The 22079-nt window shown below is 38.4% G+C and carries 23 protein-coding genes; 20 read left to right on the top strand and 3 right to left on the bottom strand.

Annotated elements, in window-relative coordinates; all coding sequences use genetic code 11:
- The first annotated feature begins 220 nt into the window (after positions 1-220).
- The 6 genes from OC538_RS02920 (at position 221) to arsC (ending at position 4778) form a co-directional block, all read left to right on the top strand.
- Positions 221-1075 carry a tyrosine-type recombinase/integrase gene (locus OC538_RS02920; protein ID WP_262173219.1) on the top strand — a complete coding sequence of 285 codons (855 nt, stop codon included), beginning with the start codon at positions 221-223 and terminating at the stop codon, positions 1073-1075.
- A gap of 46 nt (positions 1076-1121) precedes the next feature.
- Positions 1122-1427 carry a hypothetical protein gene (locus tag OC538_RS02915; RefSeq protein WP_262173218.1) on the top strand — a complete coding sequence of 102 codons (306 nt, stop codon included), beginning with the start codon at positions 1122-1124 and terminating at the stop codon, positions 1425-1427.
- Positions 1428-1550: 123 nt separating this feature from the next.
- A complete protein-coding gene (locus OC538_RS02910; RefSeq protein WP_316044295.1) occupies positions 1551-1913 on the top strand; it encodes an abortive infection family protein in 363 nt (120 codons plus the stop codon).
- A 758-nt stretch (positions 1914-2671) separates the two neighbouring features.
- Positions 2672-3019, top strand: coding sequence for an ArsR/SmtB family transcription factor (locus OC538_RS02905; RefSeq protein WP_262173217.1), 348 nt, complete (start codon positions 2672-2674; stop codon positions 3017-3019).
- A gap of 15 nt (positions 3020-3034) precedes the next feature.
- Positions 3035-4333, top strand: a complete 1299-nt coding sequence (locus OC538_RS02900) for an arsenic transporter (RefSeq protein ID WP_262173215.1) — start codon at positions 3035-3037, stop codon at positions 4331-4333.
- Between the two features lie 25 nt (positions 4334-4358).
- Positions 4359-4778, top strand: coding sequence for an arsenate reductase (thioredoxin) (gene arsC, locus OC538_RS02895; RefSeq protein WP_262173213.1), 420 nt, complete (start codon positions 4359-4361; stop codon positions 4776-4778).
- Positions 4779-4992: 214 nt separating this feature from the next.
- Here arsC and resA read toward each other — a convergent pair whose 3' ends face one another.
- Complete coding sequence (gene resA / locus OC538_RS02890; protein WP_262173212.1) at positions 4993-5529, bottom strand: thiol-disulfide oxidoreductase ResA; 537 nt, start codon at positions 5527-5529, stop codon at positions 4993-4995.
- 209 nt (positions 5530-5738) lie between these two features.
- Between resA and OC538_RS02885 the strand changes: the two genes are divergently transcribed.
- The 7 genes from OC538_RS02885 to ccsB are packed head-to-tail and all read left to right on the top strand — an operon-like array spanning position 5739 to position 13114.
- The gene (locus OC538_RS02885) at positions 5739-7100 is read left to right on the top strand and encodes an ATP-binding protein (RefSeq protein WP_262173210.1); all 1362 of its coding nucleotides are present in this window, start codon (positions 5739-5741) and stop codon (positions 7098-7100) included.
- Positions 7101-7120: 20 nt separating this feature from the next.
- A complete protein-coding gene (locus OC538_RS02880; RefSeq protein WP_262173209.1) occupies positions 7121-7798 on the top strand; it encodes a response regulator transcription factor in 678 nt (225 codons plus the stop codon).
- A 14-nt stretch (positions 7799-7812) separates the two neighbouring features.
- Entirely contained in the window at positions 7813-8730 is a 918-nt protein-coding gene (locus tag OC538_RS02875) for a F510_1955 family glycosylhydrolase (RefSeq protein WP_262173208.1), read from the top strand.
- Positions 8731-8750: 20 nt separating this feature from the next.
- On the top strand, positions 8751-9485 hold the full coding sequence (locus OC538_RS02870; RefSeq protein ID WP_262173207.1) for a sulfite exporter TauE/SafE family protein: 735 nt from the start codon (positions 8751-8753) through the stop codon (positions 9483-9485).
- A 50-nt stretch (positions 9486-9535) separates the two neighbouring features.
- A complete protein-coding gene (locus tag OC538_RS02865) occupies positions 9536-10246 on the top strand; it encodes a cytochrome c biogenesis CcdA family protein (RefSeq protein ID WP_262173206.1) in 711 nt (236 codons plus the stop codon).
- Positions 10247-10280: 34 nt separating this feature from the next.
- Positions 10281-11930 carry a cytochrome c biogenesis protein ResB gene (locus OC538_RS02860; RefSeq protein WP_262173204.1) on the top strand — a complete coding sequence of 550 codons (1650 nt, stop codon included), beginning with the start codon at positions 10281-10283 and terminating at the stop codon, positions 11928-11930.
- Entirely contained in the window at positions 11930-13114 is a 1185-nt protein-coding gene (gene ccsB / locus OC538_RS02855) for a c-type cytochrome biogenesis protein CcsB (RefSeq protein WP_262173203.1), read from the top strand. Before OC538_RS02860 ends, ccsB begins: the two co-directional genes overlap by 1 nt.
- Before the next feature lie 145 nt (positions 13115-13259).
- Here the strand turns inward: ccsB and OC538_RS02850 are convergent, their stop codons facing one another.
- The gene (locus tag OC538_RS02850) at positions 13260-14216 is read right to left on the bottom strand and encodes an endonuclease I family protein (protein WP_262173201.1); all 957 of its coding nucleotides are present in this window, start codon (positions 14214-14216) and stop codon (positions 13260-13262) included.
- Between the two features lie 14 nt (positions 14217-14230).
- Positions 14231-16285, bottom strand: coding sequence for a heavy metal translocating P-type ATPase (locus tag OC538_RS02845; protein ID WP_262173199.1), 2055 nt, complete (start codon positions 16283-16285; stop codon positions 14231-14233).
- Between the two features lie 208 nt (positions 16286-16493).
- Here OC538_RS02845 and OC538_RS02840 point away from each other — a divergent pair, with 208 nt between their 5' ends.
- The 7 genes from OC538_RS02840 to copZ all read left to right on the top strand — a co-directional run bounded on the left by OC538_RS02840 (position 16494) and on the right by copZ (position 21958).
- Complete coding sequence (locus OC538_RS02840; protein ID WP_262173197.1) at positions 16494-17417, top strand: plastocyanin/azurin family copper-binding protein; 924 nt, start codon at positions 16494-16496, stop codon at positions 17415-17417.
- 21 nt (positions 17418-17438) lie between these two features.
- Entirely contained in the window at positions 17439-18020 is a 582-nt protein-coding gene (locus OC538_RS02835; protein WP_262173196.1) for a redoxin domain-containing protein, read from the top strand.
- A 220-nt stretch (positions 18021-18240) separates the two neighbouring features.
- On the top strand, positions 18241-19284 hold the full coding sequence (locus OC538_RS02830; RefSeq protein WP_262173195.1) for a C40 family peptidase: 1044 nt from the start codon (positions 18241-18243) through the stop codon (positions 19282-19284).
- A gap of 250 nt (positions 19285-19534) precedes the next feature.
- Positions 19535-20338, top strand: a complete 804-nt coding sequence (gene spoIIP, locus OC538_RS02825) for a stage II sporulation protein P (RefSeq protein WP_262173193.1) — start codon at positions 19535-19537, stop codon at positions 20336-20338.
- 324 nt (positions 20339-20662) lie between these two features.
- Positions 20663-21283, top strand: coding sequence for a nitrite reductase (locus tag OC538_RS02820; RefSeq protein ID WP_262173192.1), 621 nt, complete (start codon positions 20663-20665; stop codon positions 21281-21283).
- 95 nt (positions 21284-21378) lie between these two features.
- The gene (locus OC538_RS02815; RefSeq protein WP_262173191.1) at positions 21379-21666 is read left to right on the top strand and encodes a metal-sensitive transcriptional regulator; all 288 of its coding nucleotides are present in this window, start codon (positions 21379-21381) and stop codon (positions 21664-21666) included.
- A gap of 88 nt (positions 21667-21754) precedes the next feature.
- Entirely contained in the window at positions 21755-21958 is a 204-nt protein-coding gene (copZ, locus tag OC538_RS02810; RefSeq protein ID WP_262173190.1) for a copper chaperone CopZ, read from the top strand.
- The last annotated feature ends 121 nt before the right edge of the window (positions 21959-22079 follow it).

The raw sequence follows: 22079 nt of genomic DNA, 5'->3' as shown, positions 1-22079 counted from the left end.
GAAGGGGGATGCGTGTAAAATACACTTTCGAAAATCGCTGGTATATCCGAAGGGATATTCATAAACGTTCAATGAAAATAGTGCGTGTTTTCTTTTTGCGACATAATATCAATTATGTTGTATTTTTGTGTTTTATTATCTATGATTAAGTTAATAATGCAACATAGTTTATAAATTTTAATAAAAAATAAATGCAACATAATTTACAGGAGCTGATATTATGATAGAAGCTTTCCAGGAATATCTAAATTCGAATAACCTAAGTAAAAATACCATTAAAGGATACACTCAATCTGTTAATGGATATTTAAAATGGTTTGATGAATCAAAAGGTGTTTCATTCACAAAGTTGCACCGGGAAAATATGCGAGAATATATATCCTATCTTAAAACAATTGAAACAGTAGGGCCTAAAACAATTAACACAAAGTTAAGCGGTTTAGTAAAATTCAACGAGTTTTTAATTCATAGCAAAAAACAATCTGATCTAGTTATTGAAAAAAGGGATTTCGTTAAAGTTCAGCAGCAATATGCTTCACTTGCAAAAGTTGAATTTCAGGATGCGGAAATGTTTCGTCAGTTAGTGCTGGATAGCGGAAAGGCAAGGAATTATGCAATCGTAACCATTCTAGCCTATGGTGGATTACGTATTTCAGAAACACTCAATTTAAAAGTAACTGATATTAACTTGGTGTCCCGTGAAATACTTATTGTAGATGGGAAGGGAGATAAATCTAGAACAGTTTTTATGGGGGAGAAAGTGAAAATCGCCTTACAGTCTTGGCTGCGAGAAAGGAAAGAGAAAGGAATAGATTGCGAATTCCTTTTCCCAAGCAACCGGAACAAGAGGTTAGATCGTTCTGTTGTGAATCGGTTGTTTAACACTTATTCGGCTAAGATTGGAAAAGATATAACTCCACATGATCTTCGACATTTCTTTTGTTCAAATGCGATTGAGAAAGGTATGAGTATTCATGAAGTGGCCAATCAAGCGGGACATTCAAATATCCATACGACGATGTTATATACGAACCCTACCAAAAATGAAATGTTGGAGAAAATGAATCGTCTTTAATTACGATACTTGGTTTTAATTAATAGATAGGATGGGATGTACTGATATGGAAAAACTGGGTAATAAAGAGATAAATAGTGTGGTGGCTTATATTGGCGGAGATGGTGGTTATTTAGGTAACTTCTCTTATGCGACACATGCACGATTTTATCCTCAGTATTGCGGATTAGATATTGATCCTAATAAATATGATGGTACTACTAGAAATAGATTCATTACTATTTTGACTAATGCTACAAGAATTGAGCAATATAAGATTTTAGAAGGTGTTTTGGAGAAATTTCCTTTATCGAATGTTGAAGAACTATTTCAGGAAGCTATAATTAACGAAAAACAGTATAAATCAAAGTAAGAGCTTTTTGAAAAGATTTCAATATGGAGCACACTATTACAAGGGGATGGTTTAATCCTAATAGAAAATATTAAACATGATTCAGAATTTGTTAAATAGGTTTTAAAACAATGTGAGACACTAATTTCCAATCATAAATATAGTAGTGGTGTAGATAGAGCACACACGGCATTACATGCATATCTAAAAGAATTATGTGAAGAAGAAGGACTGACTTTTCAGCAAAGCAAACCTAAGCTACAAGAATATTGGAGTAAATTAAGGGCAGAACATAGTAAATTCAAAGCTAATCCTTCAAACTTTCTAACTCCGGTAAATCAAATCGTAAATGCTATTGCCAAAGTTATAGAGAACATTAATGAAATTAGAAATGATGGAACTTTTGCACATCCGAATGAAAAAATTATTGATGAAGCAGAATCTAAGTTAGTAATTAATTTATCGAGAGTGTTTCTACAATATATAGACGATATAATAAATTCGTAGTTAAACTCATAACTCGACTGAAGTCCTCCTGTAAATGAAAATTGAAAGTGTTGTAATAGAAATAATAATAGAGTTTAGTTGGCGAAAATGAAAACAGTAGAACACTTAACAAAGAGCCCACTTCTGGAAACTCTCGTTAAGTGTTTATTTGTTGTTGCATACCTTATCTGTTCGTAAAATTATGCGTGAATAAAAGAACGTTCGTAAACTAGTTATATAGTTTGACGGAAGCTCTTTTTACTGTAGTATTAATCATTTCTACCTGTTCGTAAAAGTGTACAATTACGAACTTTACTTGTAAGTCTAGAATTCATACTCAGCTGTTAAAGGTGGGAATCATTAATGGTCGTAAACAGTGGTGGCAACTTATCGGAAGAATACTTTCGGGCATATTTATCCTTGGTCATGAATGCAAGAAGGTGTTCCTTGGAAGATGCAAAGGATTTCATGATGAAAACATTTTTCGAAGGAAACCTAGCTTCATATAGACCAATAAGTTATGCAAATTATATAAATGCGGTAAAATCTTTGAGCGAAGATTGATGCTGCTATAACGATATGACTTGAACAATAGGAAACGTAACAAATGACCTTACAAGCGGATAATAAATTGACCAATAATGAAATAAGGTGCCTGGTTTAAACAATGTGGAATTGTTTAGAACTAATCACCTTATTTAAGTTTTTAAGCCAAAAACATTCACTTGCTTATATAAGCATATGATTATATAATGATTTCGGAAAGGTGGAGATCGCATATGAATACGGAAAAAACGATTGATATGCAGCGAGCATCACAGCTTTTAAAACTGCTTGGAGATCGGACACGTTTGACGATGATGAAATTACTCCAGTCACATGAATGCTGTGTATGCGAATTTGTCGAGATTTTTAAAATGAGTCAGCCGGCAATCAGCCAACACTTGCGGAAATTAAGGGATATTGAATTAGTTAAAGAAGAACGCAGAGGACAATGGATTTTCTTTTCGATAAATGAAAGTCATGAAGATTATCCGTTTATTCAAAGCATACTTGAGCATCTTCCGGAGCAGAATGAATCAATTGCTGACCTGGAGGCACAAGGGCTTCGTATTTGTTGTCAATAAGGAGGAGAAAGCGCGTTGGGTTCAGTTATTATCGCATCGTTGATTTTTATAGTTACACTTATTTTTGTTATTTGGCAGCCTAGAAACCTATCGATTGGATGGTCTGCCTGCATTGGTGCGGTTATTGCTTTGTTAGTAGGAGTAGTTGATTTCCAAGATGTTATTGATGTTACGGGAATTGTTTGGAACGCTACCCTTGCTTTTGTTGCAATTATTATTATCTCATTAATTTTAGACGAAATTGGTTTCTTCGAGTGGTCTGCGTTACATATGGCGAGATTAGCCAAAGGTAGCGGTATTCGCATGTTTGTTTATGTCAGTATTCTTGGGGCAATCGTTGCTGCCTTGTTTGCAAATGATGGGGCCGCACTTATTTTAACTCCTATCGTGCTGGCGATGGTACGGAATTTGAAATTCAGTGAAAAGATGATTTTTCCATTCATCATGGCCAGTGGTTTTATTGCAGATACGACTTCGTTGCCATTGGTCGTAAGTAACTTAGTCAATATTGTTTCGGCAGACTTTTTCGGGATCGGATTTGTCGAGTATGCATCCCGGATGATAGTTCCCAATTTATTTGCTTTAGTTGCGAGTATTTTAGTGCTGTATTTATTCTTCCGTAAGGATATCCCGAAAGACTATAAAGTATCAGATTTAAAAGAACCGAAGGATGCCGTCAAGGATGGAAAGATGTTTCGGCTTTCTTGGGTTGTATTAGGTATTTTGCTTATCGGGTATTTCACGAGTGGAATTACAGGACTTCCTGTTTCAATAGTTGCTGGAGTCATGGCTATATTCTTTATGATGATGGGACAAAGAAGCCCAGCTGTTCACACAAAACAAGTACTAAAAGGGGCACCTTGGTCCATCGTATTCTTTTCAGTTGGGATGTACGTAGTCGTTTATGGATTGCGGAATGTTGGTCTGACAAGTGTGCTCGGTGATCTCATACAAGTGGCAGCAGATCAAGGATTGTTTATAGGTACGATTTCCATGGGCTTTATTGCTGCGATTTTATCTTCAATCATGAATAATATGCCAACTGTAATGATCAATGCCCTAGCTATTGCAGATACGAATACTACAGGGACGATTCGCGAGGCTTTGATTTATGCAAATGTCATCGGTTCAGATTTAGGTCCAAAAATTACACCAATCGGTTCATTGGCGACTTTATTGTGGCTGCATGTCCTATCCCAAAAAGGTGTGAAAATATCTTGGGGTACTTATTTTAAAACCGGTATTATCTTAACAATTCCTACACTATTAATTACACTAATCGGACTGTATTTATGGCTATCGATCATACACTAAAACACTAAAAAAGGGGATTTTCATTATGTCGAGAAAAACACTCTATTTCTTATGTACAGGTAACTCATGTCGTAGCCAAATGGCTGAGGGATGGGGCAAAAAGTATCTTGGTGATGAGTGGCAAGTACTCAGTGCTGGAATTGAAGCACACGGAGTCAATCCGAATGCTATTAAAGCGATGAATGAGGCTGGCGTCGACATTTCAAATCAAACTTCGGATATTATTGATCCGCAAATCCTGAATGATGCAGATTTTGTCGTTACGCTTTGCGGAGATGCTGCTGATAAGTGTCCGATGACACCACCACATGTAAAACGTGCTCATTGGGGATTTGATGACCCTGCTAAAGCAGAAGGAACGGATGAAGAAAAATGGGCGTTCTTCCAGCGTGTACGCGATGAAATTGGTGCTAGGATTGAACGCTTCGCTAAAACTGGTGAGTAAATAAAAGGATAGCCGTGGATTACCACGGCTATCCTTTTATATTGAACAATAAAAACAAAGGAGTTCGATATATGTATGTTTGCAAGACAACGATACTTTATTGATGATGAAAATTATAGAACGAGATACAAACAAACTTATTAATACAGATTAAAGTTCATGTAAATTAAGGTGTTGCTTTCTTAGCTATTTTTTATAGCGATCAACTAGTTAATCAACTCGGCTTGATCTCTTCCATATATCCTTTGATATCACTTTCCGACATTTCCCCTGTAATAATTCTTACAATCTTACCCTCTGGATTGATAAGCAAAGTAGTAGGCAGCGGTTTAACATTATATGCCTGCATAACGCTTTTCGTCTTATCGATCAAAGTGGGGAATGTCATTCCATATTGATCAGCAAATGTACGAACTTTAAAATCCGATTCAGCGATATTGACGGCTAATATTTGTACTCCTTGGTCTTTATACACTTCATATTGTCGACCCATAGCAGGCATTTCCTTTTTACATGGAGCACACCAAGTTCCCCAAAAGTTTAAAAAGACCCCTTGGCCTCTATACTCAGATAACTTATGTTCAATTCCATCTAAATCAACAAGCGCAAAGTCCGGGGCATAATCCCCTACCTTTAACACTTCAAATTTCTCTTTTGCGAAATTTGAGTAGATAGTAAAGAAAATGGCTGCAGCCAGAAGTGTCAATGTAATTATCCTGAAAATAAATCGATTCCTTTTTTTGTTACTCAATGATGAATGCTCCTTTCAATGTCTACAAGATAGGGATTTTTTGATGGGATTTCTTTATGATGACTACTATACTAAAGAACTTTGAAGAAAGTGTGCAGACACAAAGAAGTCATGAATTCGTACAAATTCACTGATACTATCGTCTTCTGCATATCTTTTTCACAATTGTTTTCTATACTAATTTCATGAGGAGAGGAGAATTAACAAGGATGAATAAGATATCCAAAAAGCTTGCAGCTTATTTTATTATTTCTTTCCTTGTCCTTGAATCGGTGCTAATGATGTATTTGCACCAAAATATCGTTCATACAAGAGTGGATGAAGAATACTCACGCCTGTTGGCAAGTGGTGCGAACCACCGAAATGTCTTAATCGACTATTATTCGGATGAGACGATTACCCATATCGTGTTAATGGAAATAGAAGGGGATAGAGGAGTTGTCATAACCGGAAAGAGCGGTGAAATAATCCGAAGTTCGGATACAAAATTGGAAAATCTCCTGCCTTCGTCAGAATTTTTACAAGACTCTGCGAATCAGAATGATCGAATCATTAAACAGGATTGGAAAGATTCACCTTATATCATAAGCGCTCATCCCTATAAGATTGATGAGAATAATTCGGGATATGTTTTAATGTTTCAAAGTAGCGAACCAATTGAACGGTTAGTGCAAAAATTAAATTTCCATTTCGGTTTGGCAGGGGGAGCGATTATCGTCATCCTGTTTGTCATATACACAATTTTATCCAAATTTCTTACTAGGCCTTTGATTCGTATGAAAGAAGCAACTGAGAAGTTAAGCGAAGGGAAATTCGATGTAAGCCTTCCTGTAGGAGGTAATGACGAGCTTGGTGAATTATCGATTGCGATTCGGAAGCTGGCCAACGATTTGGAGAAAATGAAAAAGGAACGGAATGAATTTCTTGCATCCATCTCACACGAACTAAGTACTCCGTTAACCTATTTAATTGGCTATTTGAAAGTTGCTATGCGACATGATTTGACCGAAGAGGAAAGAAATAGCTATCTAATGATTATTGCTGAAGAATCCAATCGCATGAAGGATCTTGTGAAAAATTTAATGGATTTGGCGAAAATGGATGAAAGGGCATTCGTTGTATCTAAAGAGAATTTTTCATCCAAAAAGTTTGCAAAAGATATCTATCGACTTGTCGAACCTTCATTTGCTCTAAAGAATGTAAATCTGAATTTGATATGCAAGGATGATTTTTCAATTCATGCAGATCCTGTACGACTTGAACAGGTTGTACTGAATCTATTAGATAATGCATTAAAGTATTCAAATGAAAACACAACTGTGAGATTTGAAATTTCCAAAGAACAAAATCAAACTGTCATTTCAATCGCAGATGAAGGAATTGGAATACCGGAAGAGCAAATCGATATGATTTTTGAAAAGCTTTTTAGAGTTGAAAAATCCCGCTCTAGAACGTTTGGTGGTTCTGGTCTTGGACTTGCCATTGTGAAGGAGTTGGTAGAAGCGCATGAAGGCTCGATAGAAGTGAAAAGTGAGTTTGGAAAAGGGAGTAGATTTACAATAAAGATTTAAACCGGTAAGGAGTTGATAAGATGCAGACGATCTTACTTATAGACGACGAGCATAGAATGCTCGATTTACTTGAATTGTTTTTGGAACCCTATGGTTTCGACTGTATAAAAGCGGATACCGGGAAAAAAGGGTTGGAAATAGTAAGGGATGAAAAGGTCGATATCGTTCTATTGGATGTGATGATGCCCGATTTGGATGGTTGGGAAGTGTGCAAGAATATACGGGAACTATCAACCATTCCGGTGATTATGCTTACAGCGAGGACAGACAAAGCAGATATTGTAAAAGGCCTTGAATTCGGGGCTGATGATTATATCACGAAGCCGTTTGATGAGCGGGAACTTGTGGCAAGAGTGAATGCATTATTACGCCGCACTGCAAGCGAAACTGACGATAGAAGCAATACTGTGTATGGGGATTTCACGTTGAATCGGGATTCTTATTCATTACATTATAATAACTTGGAAGTGCAACTGACCTTAAAGGAATTTTATATAATTGAGGCGTTAATCACTCATCCGAAAAGGACTTTTACCAGGGAACAGCTTTTACGTACCGCTTGGGACTATAACACATTCACAGATATCCGGACAGTGGACTCGCATATCCGTAATTTAAGGGAGAAATTAAAAGCTGCAGGATTCCCTATCAATGACTTCTTATTAACGGTGTGGGGAATTGGATATAAGTGGAACTAAAGGAGATTGAAATGATGAAAAAAATAGCGAAATATATTGGCATTGCGGGCATCATCACGCTTTTGTCTGCATGTAATGCGACTAAGGATGATACCTTCGCGTTTGAGGAATTGGAAAACAGTAAAATTGATCATCTACATGGTCTAGGTTATATAAATGGAGGTCCTGAAGTGGTCATTTCAACACATGAAGGGCTCTATGCTTATGGTGAAGATGGTTGGAAAGAAGCGAATAGTGAAAAGCACGATTATATGGGTTTCCAAGCAGTACGTGAAGGTTTCTTTTCAAGTGGACATCCGGAACCAAATTCAAAACTTATAAATCCACTTGGACTTGTGAAAAGTACAGATCGTGGTGCGAGCTTTGAAAAATTGGCATTTTACGGTGAAATTGATTTTCACTATATGGCAGTAGGGTATGAGTCAAATGCCATCTATGCATTGAATGAAATGCCGACAAAAGATATGCCGGCGGGTCTTCATTATTCACTCGATGAGGGAGGTTCATGGAAGCAAGCTTCAATGAATGGTTTCGATTCCGAGTATATCTCGAATTTAGCAGCACATCCTTCCCGCGAAGAAATAATTACAATCGGGAGTAAAGATGGATTGTTTTTCTCACAGGACTTTGGTGAAAGCTTTGCACCTCTAAATGAGGCGGGAATGGTTACATTTGTGATGTTGACTGAAACAGGAGGATTGTATGCCAGCTACGAGAATGACATTGTGAAGCTCAGCTCGTTTGTATCAGATGGAAAAGAGGAAGTGGAAATTTCGCTTCCAAACGAAATTGCTCCAATCGTATATATAGCGGTTAATCCAGATGATCAAGAGGAGATTGTAATTGCCACTTTTACTAATGATATTTATAGGACAACAGACGGAGGAGTAAATTGGGATACCCTTGCTAAAAATGGAGAGCTACTAAATTAAAGTAGGGTTGGTGATTTTCAATGTATGGATTTTTGTCGAAAATCAGTCAAATAATCACGGAGCCTGTCACTGGCCTTATTAATGCGTATGCAGATTTCCCACTCATGTTTGCATTACTGTTAGGAGTGGTTGGCGCTGTTGCCCCATGTCAATTGACAGGGAATATGAGCGCCATCACTCTTTACGGTAATCGGACCATTCAATTCAAGACGGATTGGCTAGAAATATTTTCTTTTATTGCGGGAAAGGTTGTCGTATTCAGTGCATTTGGTCTTTTGGCATGGATGTTCGGTCAAACATTCGAATCGAAGATGACGGAGTACTTTCCACTTTTCCGAAAGGCGATCGGTCCTCTCATTGTTGTTACTGGGCTTGTACTATTGGGAGTATTGAAACTGAGAGTATTTCAACGCATGACTATACATATACCGGTACGAATGCGAGAAGGGAAGATTGGCTCTTTCCTTCTCGGTGCAAGTTTTTCACTTGCATTCTGCCCGACAATGTTCGTTCTGTTTTTCGTTTGGCTCATGCCAGTCGTTTCGTCAACCTCGTATGGGTTTGTACTTCCCGCCGTATTTGGAATCGCAACATCGTTCCCCCTCATCATTCTATTCTTGATAATATGGGTTTTCGAAACAGATCGCCGAATCATGAGGAAAAGTGTAAAAATCGGCCGTGTCATTCAACGGTTAGCGGGATTACTACTTGTGTTGATAGGACTATTTGATACGTTGACTTATTGGGGGATTTAACTATTTTTCTAGTAAATTGCTGTTTGTGTTCAATTTAAGGAGTGTCATATATGTTAACTGATCTAAATTTATTTCTAGCATTCGGTGCAGGGCTACTTAACTTCATATCACCCTGCACATTACCTCTCTACCCGGCGTTCCTTTCTTATATTACGGGCATGTCACTGGATGAATTGAAATCCGATAAAAGGAAGATCCGAAAAAGCGGAATAGTGCACACACTGTTGTTTCTATTAGGGTTTTCAATCATTTTCATATTTCTCGGATTTAGCTCTTCATTCGTAGGGACTTTCTTTATTCAATACCAAGATCTCCTTCGACAAATTGGTTCCATTTTCATCATTGTATTTGGATTGATGATCATTGGCCTTTTTAAACCTGAATTCCTTATGAAGGAGAAAAAACTGCAATTTAAGAACCGACCTGCTGGTTATTTTGGCACTTTTCTTATCGGCCTCGCATTTGCAGCGGGATGGACGCCTTGTACGGGTCCAATCACAGGGGCAGTCTTTATGCTAGCTTCTCAAAATCCGGGATCTGGCATCTGGTATATGCTTGCCTATGTTCTTGGATTCGCGATTCCGTTTTTCCTACTCTCCATTTTCATTACCCGTGTTAAATGGATTCAAAAATATAGCCGAACAATTACCAAAGTCGGTGGTTATATCATGATTGCACTCGGTATCCTGCTTTTCTTTGATGGATTGACGTTCATTATTGCTTGGCTAAGTCCATTTTTCGGGGATTTCATGGGGTTTTAACAGCAAATAAAAATCTTTAAGGAGTAATTGATAAATGAGTAAAATTAAATGCCAATGTGGTCATGAAAACCCTTTTGGCACGGTTCTTTGTGAGCAATGTGGACGACCTCTTACGGAAGAAGCGAAGAATAGTAAACTTATCGACATGCGGTATGAAGGATCGGCAAGAAGATCACAGACATATAAACGATCGATTGTTGATAAAATATGGAACTTCTTTTCTAGTGTTAAGGTAGGAATAAATATCATTATTGCCGTACTTGTTACGTCGGCGATAGGCACAATTTTCCCGCAGAAGCTTTTTGTTCCGGCAACGACCGAGGCTGACATCTTTGCATATTACGAAAAGCATTATGGATTTGCTGGAACCTTGTATTATAAGCTTGGATTTTATGATATGTACAATAGCTGGTGGTTCATAATACTAATTGGGATGCTTGGTACTTCCATCATCATCGCTAGTGTGGATAGGGTTATTCCGCTCTACAAATCATTGAAAAAGCAACGTACGAAACGACATACATCTTTTTTAAAGAAGCAAAGGATTTATGCCGAAGGGGTAGTTGCTGATTCAAATAGCTCATTTGATAAAGCCGTGGAGAAGCTTAAAGAGCTCCGTTACAACGTAAAGACAGAAGAAGGAGCGCTACTTGCGGAGAAAGGCCGTTTTTCCAGATGGGGTCCTTACGTCAATCATACGGGACTGATCATCTTCCTGTTTGCGGTTCTTTTACGAACCCTTCCTGGTTTTTATGTCGATGAACAGGTTTGGCTCCGGGAAGGAGAGACACGTGCCATCCCGGGTGCTCCCGGCTATTATTTAAAGAACAATGATTTCATTATAGAGACTTATTCGAAGGAAGAAGATGCAACTTTCGGTCAGGCTATAGATCGAGTTGGGACCATCGTGAAAAATTACCAATCCGATGTCACCTTATTTAAAGATCCGGAGGACGGTCTTCCAGGTCAATCAGAGAAGATGGAATTTGTAAAAGACTATTCAATCACCGTTAATAAACCATTAAACTTTGACGGGTTCAACGTGTACCAGATGGATTACCGTCTCAACGAATTAAAATCGATGACATTCCAATTGAAGGATAAGGCAACGGACAAGTCATTTGGCGAATTTACGGTTGACCTTCTCAATCCTGAGCGTTTGTATGAATTAAACGAAGGCGCGATTGTCGAGCTGTTAGAATTCTATCCAGATTTTGATGGGGTAGAAGACGGAGAACCCGTTACTAAATCACCGATTCCGAACAATCCAGCATTCATATTTAATATGGTGACGCCAGCCAAGCCGGAAGGTGAAAAAAGTTTTGTTGCTATCAGACAGACGCTTGAAACAAATGTGAATGATTATGAAGTGAAGTTTGTCAGCGCAGAAACACGAGACATTACAGGCCTAGTGGTTCGGAAGGATAAAACGCTCTATCTATTGCTCCTAGGGGGTATTATTTTCATGATTGGAGTTGCACAAGGATCCTACTGGAACCATCGGAGAATATGGATACAAAAAGGGGAAGGAAATGAACTTGTTCTTGCAGGTCATACGAATAAAAACTGGTTCGGCTTAAAAAAAGAGCTTGATAAAGTGAAAATTTACGCTGACTTGCCACAATATGAAGATAGGCAAGAGACTAAGTTTAATGATGATGGTAAGAAAGGGGACAAGTCATAATGCAATTAGCATCATTAAGTGGAAATTTATTGTACTTTTCATTTGTTGCATATCTTGTTGCAACGCTATTCTTCGGCGGAGCGGTAAAAGGTGCTAAAACACAAGAGTCATATGAAAATAATCGATGGGGAAAAATCGCCATCGGTATTACGATAATTGGATTTATCACTCATCTAGGATATTTTATTACACGATGGATTGCTTCTGCTCATGCACCGGTTAGTAATATGTTTGAATTTATTACGGCATTTGCAATGATGGTTGTTGGCGCGTTCATCTTACTATTTTTCCTTTACAGAACACCATCCCTTGGGTTGTTTGCATTACCACTAGCTGTTGTGATGATCGGATATGCAAGTATGTTCCCTCGGGAGCTCACGCCATTAATTCCAGCGTTGCAAACCCATTGGTTGACGATTCATGTTATTACTGCAGCAATTGGTGAGGCTATTCTCGCAATTAGCGCGGTTGCAGGTCTCGTATTTCTATTGAAAAACATTGATCTAACGAAGAGATCAAAGCAACGTTTTTGGTTGGAGTCAGTAATGTTCACTCTTATTCTTGTTGTCGGATTTATATTGTCATCCTCCACGTTTGCGATCATGGGGTATGAAGCGAAGTTCACCTATATTAATAAAAATGAACAAACAGCACAAATAGTATATAATTATCCGCCATTATTTGGGATGAATGAGTATGAATCACTTACTCCCGACAAGATGACGCCGCTGGCTGAAATGCCTCCAATCGTTAATGCGAAGACGCTTACGACTTTCGTTTGGTCAGTTGCAACAGGCATAGTCCTTTATATACTGCTAAGACTTATTTTGCGTCGCCCGATTGCAGCATTGTTTCAGCCGTTCGCGAAAAAGGCGAATTCTGAGATTATGGATGAAATTGGTTACAGGTCAGTCCTGATCGGATTCCCGGTATTTACCCTTGGGGCACTCGTTTTTGCAATGATTTGGGCACATGAAGCATGGTCCAGATTTTGGGGGTGGGATCCGAAAGAAGTATGGGCGCTCATTACGTGGTTATTCTATTCAGCCTACTTACATCTTCGGCTCTCCCGCGGATGGGAAGGTGAGAAATCGGCCTGGCTTGCAGTAATTGGTTTTATCATTATCATGTTTAACTTAATTGCAGTTAACTTGATTATTGCAGGACTGCATTCATACGCATGATTCTGAAAAATAAACTGCTGATAATAAAACCTGAGGCATTTTCTATACGGCCATAGAGGAATCTCGGTGCTATTGTCTCTTTTGTTACAGTGGCGATTAAACTAAAATTCCGGTGTGTATGATACTACTACACGCCGGAATTTTTTTATTGGAAATCTATTTCATTTGTCAGTTTGGGAAAATCGATAAACGGATTTCGGTTTCCCTGAATCTCAAAAATAGCTTTATTTCTATGCTTTTCGTAGATGTTTACCGGGAATTGTTCATGCCACCGGACCAATAAAGGGAGACTAATGGTTTTTTTATAGTGCTGTAAGATTTCTGTTGGGTATCGCAATAAGAAATAAAGGGTTGCACGGGCAACTTGTCCTTTACCATACTCTGGTTCAAATTGGTTGATATCAAATAAGCCGCAGTAACTACGTTTTCTAACCGACGCTGCTGATGAATTGAATTCATAATAGGGAAAGTTAGACCGTGTACTATTACACACCGGCTCACATGCAAAGAGATGGTGTAAATCTCCTTTCATAGGTTCCCTCGCTTTAAACCAAGATTGGGGAACAACGTGTTCAGCATTGAATTTATGTTCATTCGAAACTCTTCTGACATGCCTGCCGATTTCTTTGCTAGAGTACCTTTGCTTAAAGACGAGTTTTCGGTACTTTTGAAACCGGTTTTGAACCGTATTGAAATCTTCTTCAATGACTACTTTAGGATTTTTTTGCACACCGGAATAGATGTTTTTTAGTTGACCGTCTGGTTGAAGGTCAACCCAAGTGTAAAGATACTGATCTTTACTTATGTGATAAGGGTGCTGATATTTGTGAGTTTCGGTTACAAGTTTACATAGGTCCTGGAATAAACGCTTAGGTGTAGTTTCACTAAAAGAAATTTGGCAGTAATAATGCTCGATCCATGATTGATCCTGTTCCTCCTTATAATATAGCTCACGGCTTGATGTAATTAGTTGTTGATTTTTTGTTAATTGGGCCACAAGGACATCGGAATCGCATTCCTCCATACACTCTAATTCTTTCAGCTCTTTTTGAATCAAGTCGTTATTCTCCATGACTCCACCGCCTTCAACTACTTTTTGCATAATCTCAGTAGTCCTTAAAGTTTCAGAAGTCTTGCATTGATTGCTACAATGATCGTACTTAAAGACATTAATATGGCTCCTACAGCTGGGCTTAGAACAATGCCGATTGGATAGAGAACACCTGCCGCTAATGGGATTGCAGCGATATTATATCCTGCAGCCCACCACAAGTTTTGTGTCATTTTACGATAGGTAGCCCTTGAAAGCCTGATAATATTTACTACATCAAGCGGATTGCTTTTAACAAGAACGACATCAGCGGTTTCGATGGCTACATCAGTTCCTGCCCCTACAGCAATACCTAAATCTGCTTTTGCGAGAGCAGGTGCATCGTTGACCCCATCTCCAGTCATTGCTGTTCGGAGTCGCTCAACGTTTTGGATATGCTCAATCTTTGCGGACTTCTCGTGTGGAAGGACTTCAGCGAAGATCTCCTCCATTCCAAGTTGTCCTCCTACATATTGGGCTACTTTTACATTATCACCCGTAAGCATGATGGATTTGACGTTCATTTCTTTTAGTATATTGATGGCATCTATGGCCGTCTCACGGACGATATCCGCAAGGGCGATCATACCGGCAAGTTGTTTATCAATCAGCGTGAATACGACCGTTTTTCCTTCCGAAGACCACTGATCGAATTGAACCGTATCAAATTTGAGGTTCAACTCTTTCACATAACCAGGACTGACGACCATAACCTGTTTTCCATCTACTGTCCCTTCAAGCCCTTTACCGGTTAGTGATTGGAAATTCTCCACTCGTTGAAGAGGGATGCCCATCTCTTCTGCTTTCCTAGTGACACCTTTCGCAAGAGGGTGTTGAGATTGAGCTTCGACTGTGGCTGCATAGGAAATGACATCTTCTTCACTGAAGTCCCCAAATGTATAGATGTTGGTTACACCGAACTCACCTTTCGTCAATGTACCGGTTTTATCGAAAACGACGGCCTCGATATTCCGGGCACCTTCAAAAGCGGCTCGATTTCGGATGAGAAGTCCATTTTTAGCTGCAATGGATGTTGAAACGGCCACAACCAATGGAGCTGCCAATCCTAAAGCGTGTGGACAAGCAATAATAAGTACGGTCACCATTCTTTCCATTGCGAATGAAACAGGATAGCCAAGGGAAATCCAAATAATGAATGTAATCAGGCCTGCAGCGAGTGCACCGTAAAACAACCACTTAGCAGCACGGTTCGCAAGGTCTTGGGCGCGTGATTTGGATTCTTGGGCTTCCTTTACTAAGGTAATGACTTGTGAAAGGTATGTTTCGCTACCTGTTTTCGTGACAGAAATAACAAGGGATCCTTCCCCATTAATTGATCCGCCAATTGCCTCTAATCCAGCTTCTTTTTCAACTGGAACCGATTCTCCGGTAAGCATCGACTCGTCAATCGTCGATTTTCCTTCAAGTATTTTTCCATCTACCGGTACCTTTTCGCCAGGTTTAACAAGTACACGATCGCCTTGTTTCAACTCCGTTACGTCAACTTCTTTAATAACTCCATCCTCATCAATGAGATGTGCCTCGGAAGGCATCAACTTGGCTAGCTCTTCCAATGCTTTTGAGGCACCCATTACGGAACGCATTTCAATCCAGTGACCAAGTAACATAATGTCTACAAGTGTAGCCAGTTCCCAGAAGAAATCATTTTCTGCAAAGCCGAATACTGCAGCTGTACTGTACACATATGCAACGGTAATGGCTAATGAAATCAGCGTCATCATGCCCGGGGTTTTATTTTTCAGTTCATCCTTAGTCCCTGCAAGGAAAGGCCAACCCCCATATAAAAATACAAAAGTAGACAGTGCAAACAGGATATACATATCCCCAGTAAAACGCCAGTCCACGTTCAAAAACATTTGAATCATTGGTGACAAGATTAATATAGGGATCGTAACAATGAGCGAAATATAGAAACGCCTTTTGAAATCTTCGACCATATGTGCATGGTGATCATGATGTCCATGATGTTCTTCGTGAGAATGTTTGGAATGCTGATCATGTTTGTGCTCAGGAGCAGAATGTTTTTCCGGTTTGTGGTGATGATGTGAGTGGTTCGACACACCATTACCTCCTCTCTAATGTTCGATTTTAAGTATGTGTTAATTATACCCATTACTTATGCAAAGACTATGCACTTTTTGGAATTTATCATGGAAGTGTGAATTCTGACTGTAGATTAATCATGTAGTTCAGTTTCGCAACATACCCTTATAAGGTATATAGCCGTAGAATGAAATTAGATTATTTGACATTAAAGGTGGGAGATCAATGGGGGATTTTCAGTTATTTGTGCTAGGTTCACTTGGTTTTTTAACGTTCATAGTTGTTATCTGGGCTGGTAGATTGAAAAAAGTATTAGGGACTATGCAAGGCATGATCATTTCAATGTTCTATGGCATGAACGTGGGCTTGACTGCGGGTATTCTACTAGGTGTAACTTATCAAGGGGATCTATTCCTATCAACAATCATCTCAATAGCCATTGGAGTGTTAGCTGGCTCGTTATGTGGCCTGCGTTTTGGAGTCCTCTCTGTATTAGAGGGATTTATGGCTGGATTAATGGGCGGTATGATGGGGGCGATGGTTGGAGAGATGATTCGTGAAGACCAGTCTATAAGTTTGGTTCAGATTTTCTTGTTTTTATCAGTCAGCACTATTTTTATTATAGCTATTGTGAAAACTCCTCGAAATGCAAAGGTGCACACAAAAAAGTGGTTATTAAAACCTTTGGTGATCTCAACATTAGTTGCTGTTTACTTAATTGGTGGCAATTCCATCGCGGAGAAAAATAGAATGCTAGGGGAATCGTCATCATTTAATAGTCATCATTCAGCAACATCTAATCCAACCGAAAAAATTAATAAAGAAAGACAAATTATTGTTGTAGATTCTATTGATATGAAGTACTCAAATAATAAAATTATTGTTGAGAAAGACAGGGAGGTCACCTTGACACTCAAAAACCTTGATAATATAGAGCATGATATTGAAATTAAAGTTCCGTCCCTTCCAAATAATAATGAATCACATCATAATCATGAAACAGGAAGCAATGTAATACATCTCCATGCCTCACCAAAAAGTACTGAAACTCTTACATTTACACCTACTGAATCAGGAGTTTATGAATTTTATTGTACTATTCCAGGGCATAAAGAATTTGGTATGATTGGTCAATTCATTGTAAGCTAGCACTTATCAGAAGGGATGAATGTGATTAAATGGACCGTAGGTATTGTTATAGCAGTACTAATTATCAGTGGATTTATGGTTAAAATGGTCAAGTCAAATACAGAAATAACTGAGCCGATCGATACAGTTCAAGCCGTGTATGTAACATCGGTAATAGATGATGAATCAGGACTTGAAAAAGGAAAAGCACCACCGAATTTTGAGCTTCCTACGCTTTCGGGTGAAAAAGTGAAGCTAACTGATTATAAAGGGAAAATAGTTATTCTTAACTTCTGGGCGTCATGGTGTGGCCCATGCAAGGTAGAAATGCCCCATATGCAAAATTATTATAAGAATAAGAAGGATGCTGCAAATGTGGAAATCATTGCAGTTAATATGACCTCCGAAGAGAGAGGAGGGAAGAAAAGTATTGAGAAGTTTGTCAAGGAGTACGGACTAACTTTTCCTATCCTACTGGATAATGATGGGGATGTATTGGATTTGTATAATATCATAACCATTCCGACCACGTACGTAATTGGCACGGATGGAGTTATTAGTCAAAAGATACTTGGACCTATGGATGAAAAGATGATAAATGAACTTGTTGAGAATCTTAATTAGAAGCTCTCAATAAATGTGATAATCTATATAACGAAAACGCTTAGATGAATATATCTAAGCGTTTTTTGATGTGCTCTTCAAATAATCTCCTTAAAAAATCCTAAGTTTAGTAATGTTAATGTCATGATACTGTAAAGCGGAATTCATATTCTTTGTGCTAAAGTTTACCTATAAACAGGATAGAACAAATAGATAGATAATAATACAGTTGGGGTGGAAAATGAGAATACGAGTTTATCAATTAGTTATGGCAGTGTTTCTTATGAGCACTATACAATTTATGACTCTAAATAAAGTCAGCGCAAGTTCTAATGATATAGCATCCTATGCCGCAAAGTTTTATGGTACGCCGTATAAATTTGGAGGTACAACTCCCAAAGGCTTTGACTGTTCGGGATATATACGGTACGTCTTTAACGAGTTTAACATCAATTTACCAAGAACATCGGCAGACCAGTTTAAAGTAGGAACTTCCATTAGTAAAGAAGATCTGATGCCTGGGGATCTTGTGTTTTTTAAAAATACGTATAAAAAAGGGATTTCACACACTGGAATCTATTTAGGGGATAACGAATTTATCTCAGCCAAGAGCCGTGGTGTTCTTAAGGCAAATTTAAAAACAGATCCTTATTGGGCTCCGAAGTATGCCGGTGCTAAACGCGTGGCAAATATCACCAAAGTAGCTTTTGACCCTGTGCAAGTAAAATCAGATGAAAAGATGAGTGAAGTATTTAGTGATCTTTCTGTAGAACATCCTGCTGTTGAGGCAATTATTGCACTAAACGCAATCGGCGTCATAAAGGGCTATGAAGATTCCACATTCAAACCTGAAAAGACAATTACACGAGGTCAAGCAGCAGCAATGATAAATCGTGAGCTCAAATTAAAGGCAACCACCGAAGTGACATTTACGGACGTTGCGCCTGATCACCAATATGCAGCCGACATTGCGGCTTTGAATGAAGCGGGAATCCTTCAAGGTTATGCAACTGGTGATTTTGGTATTAACGACAAACTTACACGTGCGCATCTTGCGGCAATCGTAGATAGAGCGTTTGATCTTCAAGAAAAAATAGCTGGCAATGTGCAAGTCGCGTCAAATTATAATGATGTACCATCTAATCACTGGGCCTCAGAGTCAATTCATGCACTTAAGACATTGGATCAGACAACAGTGTTTCAATCTAAAAACTTTAGCATCGCAAAAGAAGCGACACGCGCAGAATTCTCAGCTGCAGTATACAGCGCAATTTCCGGAAGATAAAGGTACCAACTCATAGTAATGGCACCCATCTTGTAGTATAGATGGGTGCCTTATTATTTATTATAAAGATTATAGATGATTTTGCATAAGAGAGTGGGAAGCTATGCTCCACACTATACGGTCAACTTTAACACCTTATGGCAATCGAATTTCTACTCAATATGTTCCATAGTATTACCTTTTCCAAATACAGTTCTACAATTCTATTCTGTTGATTAGATACATAGAATTATATTCGGAGGGGAATAAAATGAGAATAGAAGCTAAAATATATTCAGTTTTCATATTAGCACTATTTTTATCTCCAATAATTGTCATAAATTATTCTTCAATACCTTTACAAATAACCAAAGCAGAGCCGATAAAAAAAAGTCTAATAGTGTATGCGGAAAATCTGTCAGAATCCGACGTTCCTCATTTACAACAAAAACCTTCAAAAGCCCTAGTGTTTTTCACACATTCATATGAAGCCTTCCAACCTATAGTGCAAAACAAGGAAAATCTTACAGCCGTCTATCATCCCGCTTCAAATATTATGGCGTTCGAAGATACAATAAAAAATCATTTTGATCTAAACGATATTCAAACGGAATTTCTTGCTATTGATACAATGGAAGAAATGGAAAAGCAGAATAGTGCATTCCGCGAGGCTTATCACGTGGTACGTCCTTTTGTTGAAAAACAAATCAAGGAAAATGAGTATGATTTAATCATTGACCTTCATAGGGATTCCGCTAAAAGGAAGACAACGACACTTACTTATAATAACCAGACGTATGGAAAAATATATTTCGTTTTAGGAGAAAATAATCCAAATTTCCACAAAAACAAAGAATACGCCGAGCAGTTGTCTGCTCAATTAGATAAATTGGTGCCGGGTATTTCGCGTGGGATTTTTGGTAAAAGAGGAGAGCATGTAGACGGTGTCTATAATCAGGACTTGGATCAAAATATGGTTCTTATTGAGCTTGGAGGTATAGATAATACAGAAGAAGAAATAAATCGATCAATTTCTGTTTTAGCGAAAGCGATTTCTACCGTATTACAAGAGTAAAGTTCTTAGTAATAATGAGGTTTAAGGATTTTTTTTCTAAAAGAAAGTACATTTTGCATTTGGTGAAAAGGATATGCGTTCTCTGGGGAAGTGCAAGTTCAATCCAATTATATAGATATACCAATAGTCACTTCTCAGCTGTAGCAACAGAGCAATTTTTGGAAACTTAAGGTATCAAATCATAGCTGAAATTGCGCCCATCTCGGAATAAGGATGGGCGTATTTTTAATGACTTAGATTTGCTTTATATTAGGACTATCAGTAATAATGATATTGCAACTAACATTTGAATAAATGCAAATATAGAATTCAAAGGAGTAAATCATGAAGGATAGTAAAATAAAGATCGCTGTAAATGGTGGCATCAATTATGGGGCTAAGCTCACTGCAAAACAGCTAATGGTATTGGCTAAACATTTAGGAGACGAAGAGGAATTGGAGTTAACTACCTTTCAACAATTATACGTTGAAATACTTGAAGAGAAAAAAGAAGAGATCATTGCAGAGTTTAAAGAAGCTGGACTTCATTGTTATCCAGTCGGGAATTATGTTAAAAGTTTACGAACGTGTAACTTTTGCAAAGGCTCTGAAGAAGAAGGAATGCCTGTTGCGATTGAATTGAACAATAGAATAGCAGGAACTCCAGTTCCTGTCACGTTAAGAACTGCTTATACGGGTTGTCCAGTTGGTTGTGGAGAGCCGCTCATGAATGATATTGGTGTTATGAAGACAAGGGATACTTATAGTCTGTATATCGGTGGAAAATCTAAAGGAAACGATGCTTCAGTCGGACATTTATTCAAGGATAAGCTTTCTCCGGAAGAATTGTATTCAGTTGTTGAACAATTAATTGACTTATACGGCAGACAGGGAAAAAAGCGGGAACAATTTCACAAGTTTGTAAAACGGGTTGGAAACGAAGCTTTACTTGGGCATATCAAATGAAACCGTCGTTAATTTGCAATGGAACTTAACGAAGTAAAGAGTTATAATAGGGGTAAGGGGTAAGGGGTATGAATACTAGTCGGGGGGGGAGAAGAATGCAGGAAACAAATAAATCTACTGTTCAACCAAATAAGCAGCAGCTTCTTAACCGTTTGAAACGCATTGAAGGGCAAGTGAGGGGGGTTCATCAAATGGTTGAAAACGACCGTTACTGTGTGGATATTTTACACCAAATCAGTGCTATTCAATCAGCGATGAATAAGGTTTCTCTCGCTTTGCTGGAAGATCACACTCATCACTGTGTAGCAAATGCGATAAAAGGGCAAGATGGTGAAAATTCCATTAAGGAATTGATGGAAGTCATGAAAACAATGACGAAATAAAGAGCTCTGAATTTTTTTATTTAACAGTTGACATACCATGCGGGGGTATAGTAAATTTAAAGTAATAACTGATTAGGAGGTCGTCAAAATGAATGAAACATTGAAAGTTCAAGGGATGTCATGTAATCATTGCGTCAATTCTATTGAGGAAAGCGTTGGGAATCTTACAGGCGTTTCTGCCGTAAAGGTGAATCTTAGCAGTGGTGAAGTTTCTGTAGAGTTTGACAGCGGGCAAACAACATTGGATCAAATTAAGGAAACGATTGAAGAGCAAGGGTATGACATCGCCTAATCTCGGGTATCGTACTTACGTAAATTGAATCGACAAACAATCTTCCGGTTATACCACTCGGGGGTAGAAGGCGGCGGGTAAGATCGTACCATCTGGTATGGTCTTTCTTTTTAATCTCAAT

Origin of the sequence: Saccharococcus sp. Marseille-Q5394 (assembly GCF_946901335.1) — a bacterium.
In the GTDB taxonomy this organism is placed as follows: domain Bacteria; phylum Bacillota; class Bacilli; order Bacillales_A; family Planococcaceae; genus Sporosarcina; species Sporosarcina luteola_C.
The sequence above is the reverse complement of the archived record's forward strand: the minus strand, read 5'-3'. Positions and strand labels throughout refer to the sequence as shown.

Bases quoted from the DNA above. Each gene is read 5' to 3' on its own strand.
- OC538_RS02815 (WP_262173191.1), top strand. From the start codon at position 21,379: ATGCAGGAAACAAATAAATCTACTGTTCAACCAAATAAGCAGCAGCTT.
- ccsB (WP_262173203.1), top strand. From the start codon at position 11,930: ATGCAATTAGCATCATTAAGTGGAAATTTATTGTACTTTTCATTTGTT.
- OC538_RS02885 (WP_262173210.1), top strand. From the start codon at position 5,739: ATGAATAAGATATCCAAAAAGCTTGCAGCTTATTTTATTATTTCTTTC.
- OC538_RS02920 (WP_262173219.1), top strand. From the start codon at position 221: ATGATAGAAGCTTTCCAGGAATATCTAAATTCGAATAACCTAAGTAAA.
- OC538_RS02865 (WP_262173206.1), top strand. From the start codon at position 9,536: ATGTTAACTGATCTAAATTTATTTCTAGCATTCGGTGCAGGGCTACTT.
- OC538_RS02880 (WP_262173209.1), top strand. From the start codon at position 7,121: ATGCAGACGATCTTACTTATAGACGACGAGCATAGAATGCTCGATTTA.
- OC538_RS02820 (WP_262173192.1), top strand. From the start codon at position 20,663: ATGAAGGATAGTAAAATAAAGATCGCTGTAAATGGTGGCATCAATTAT.
- OC538_RS02860 (WP_262173204.1), top strand. From the start codon at position 10,281: ATGAGTAAAATTAAATGCCAATGTGGTCATGAAAACCCTTTTGGCACG.
- copZ (WP_262173190.1), top strand. From the start codon at position 21,755: ATGAATGAAACATTGAAAGTTCAAGGGATGTCATGTAATCATTGCGTC.
- OC538_RS02830 (WP_262173195.1), top strand. From the start codon at position 18,241: ATGAGAATACGAGTTTATCAATTAGTTATGGCAGTGTTTCTTATGAGC.
- arsC (WP_262173213.1), top strand. From the start codon at position 4,359: ATGTCGAGAAAAACACTCTATTTCTTATGTACAGGTAACTCATGTCGT.
- OC538_RS02850 (WP_262173201.1), bottom strand. From the start codon at position 14,216: ATGCAAAAAGTAGTTGAAGGCGGTGGAGTCATGGAGAATAACGACTTG.
- OC538_RS02875 (WP_262173208.1), top strand. From the start codon at position 7,813: ATGAAAAAAATAGCGAAATATATTGGCATTGCGGGCATCATCACGCTT.
- OC538_RS02915 (WP_262173218.1), top strand. From the start codon at position 1,122: ATGGAAAAACTGGGTAATAAAGAGATAAATAGTGTGGTGGCTTATATT.
- OC538_RS02905 (WP_262173217.1), top strand. From the start codon at position 2,672: ATGAATACGGAAAAAACGATTGATATGCAGCGAGCATCACAGCTTTTA.
- OC538_RS02870 (WP_262173207.1), top strand. From the start codon at position 8,751: ATGTATGGATTTTTGTCGAAAATCAGTCAAATAATCACGGAGCCTGTC.
- OC538_RS02840 (WP_262173197.1), top strand. From the start codon at position 16,494: ATGGGGGATTTTCAGTTATTTGTGCTAGGTTCACTTGGTTTTTTAACG.
- spoIIP (WP_262173193.1), top strand. From the start codon at position 19,535: ATGAGAATAGAAGCTAAAATATATTCAGTTTTCATATTAGCACTATTT.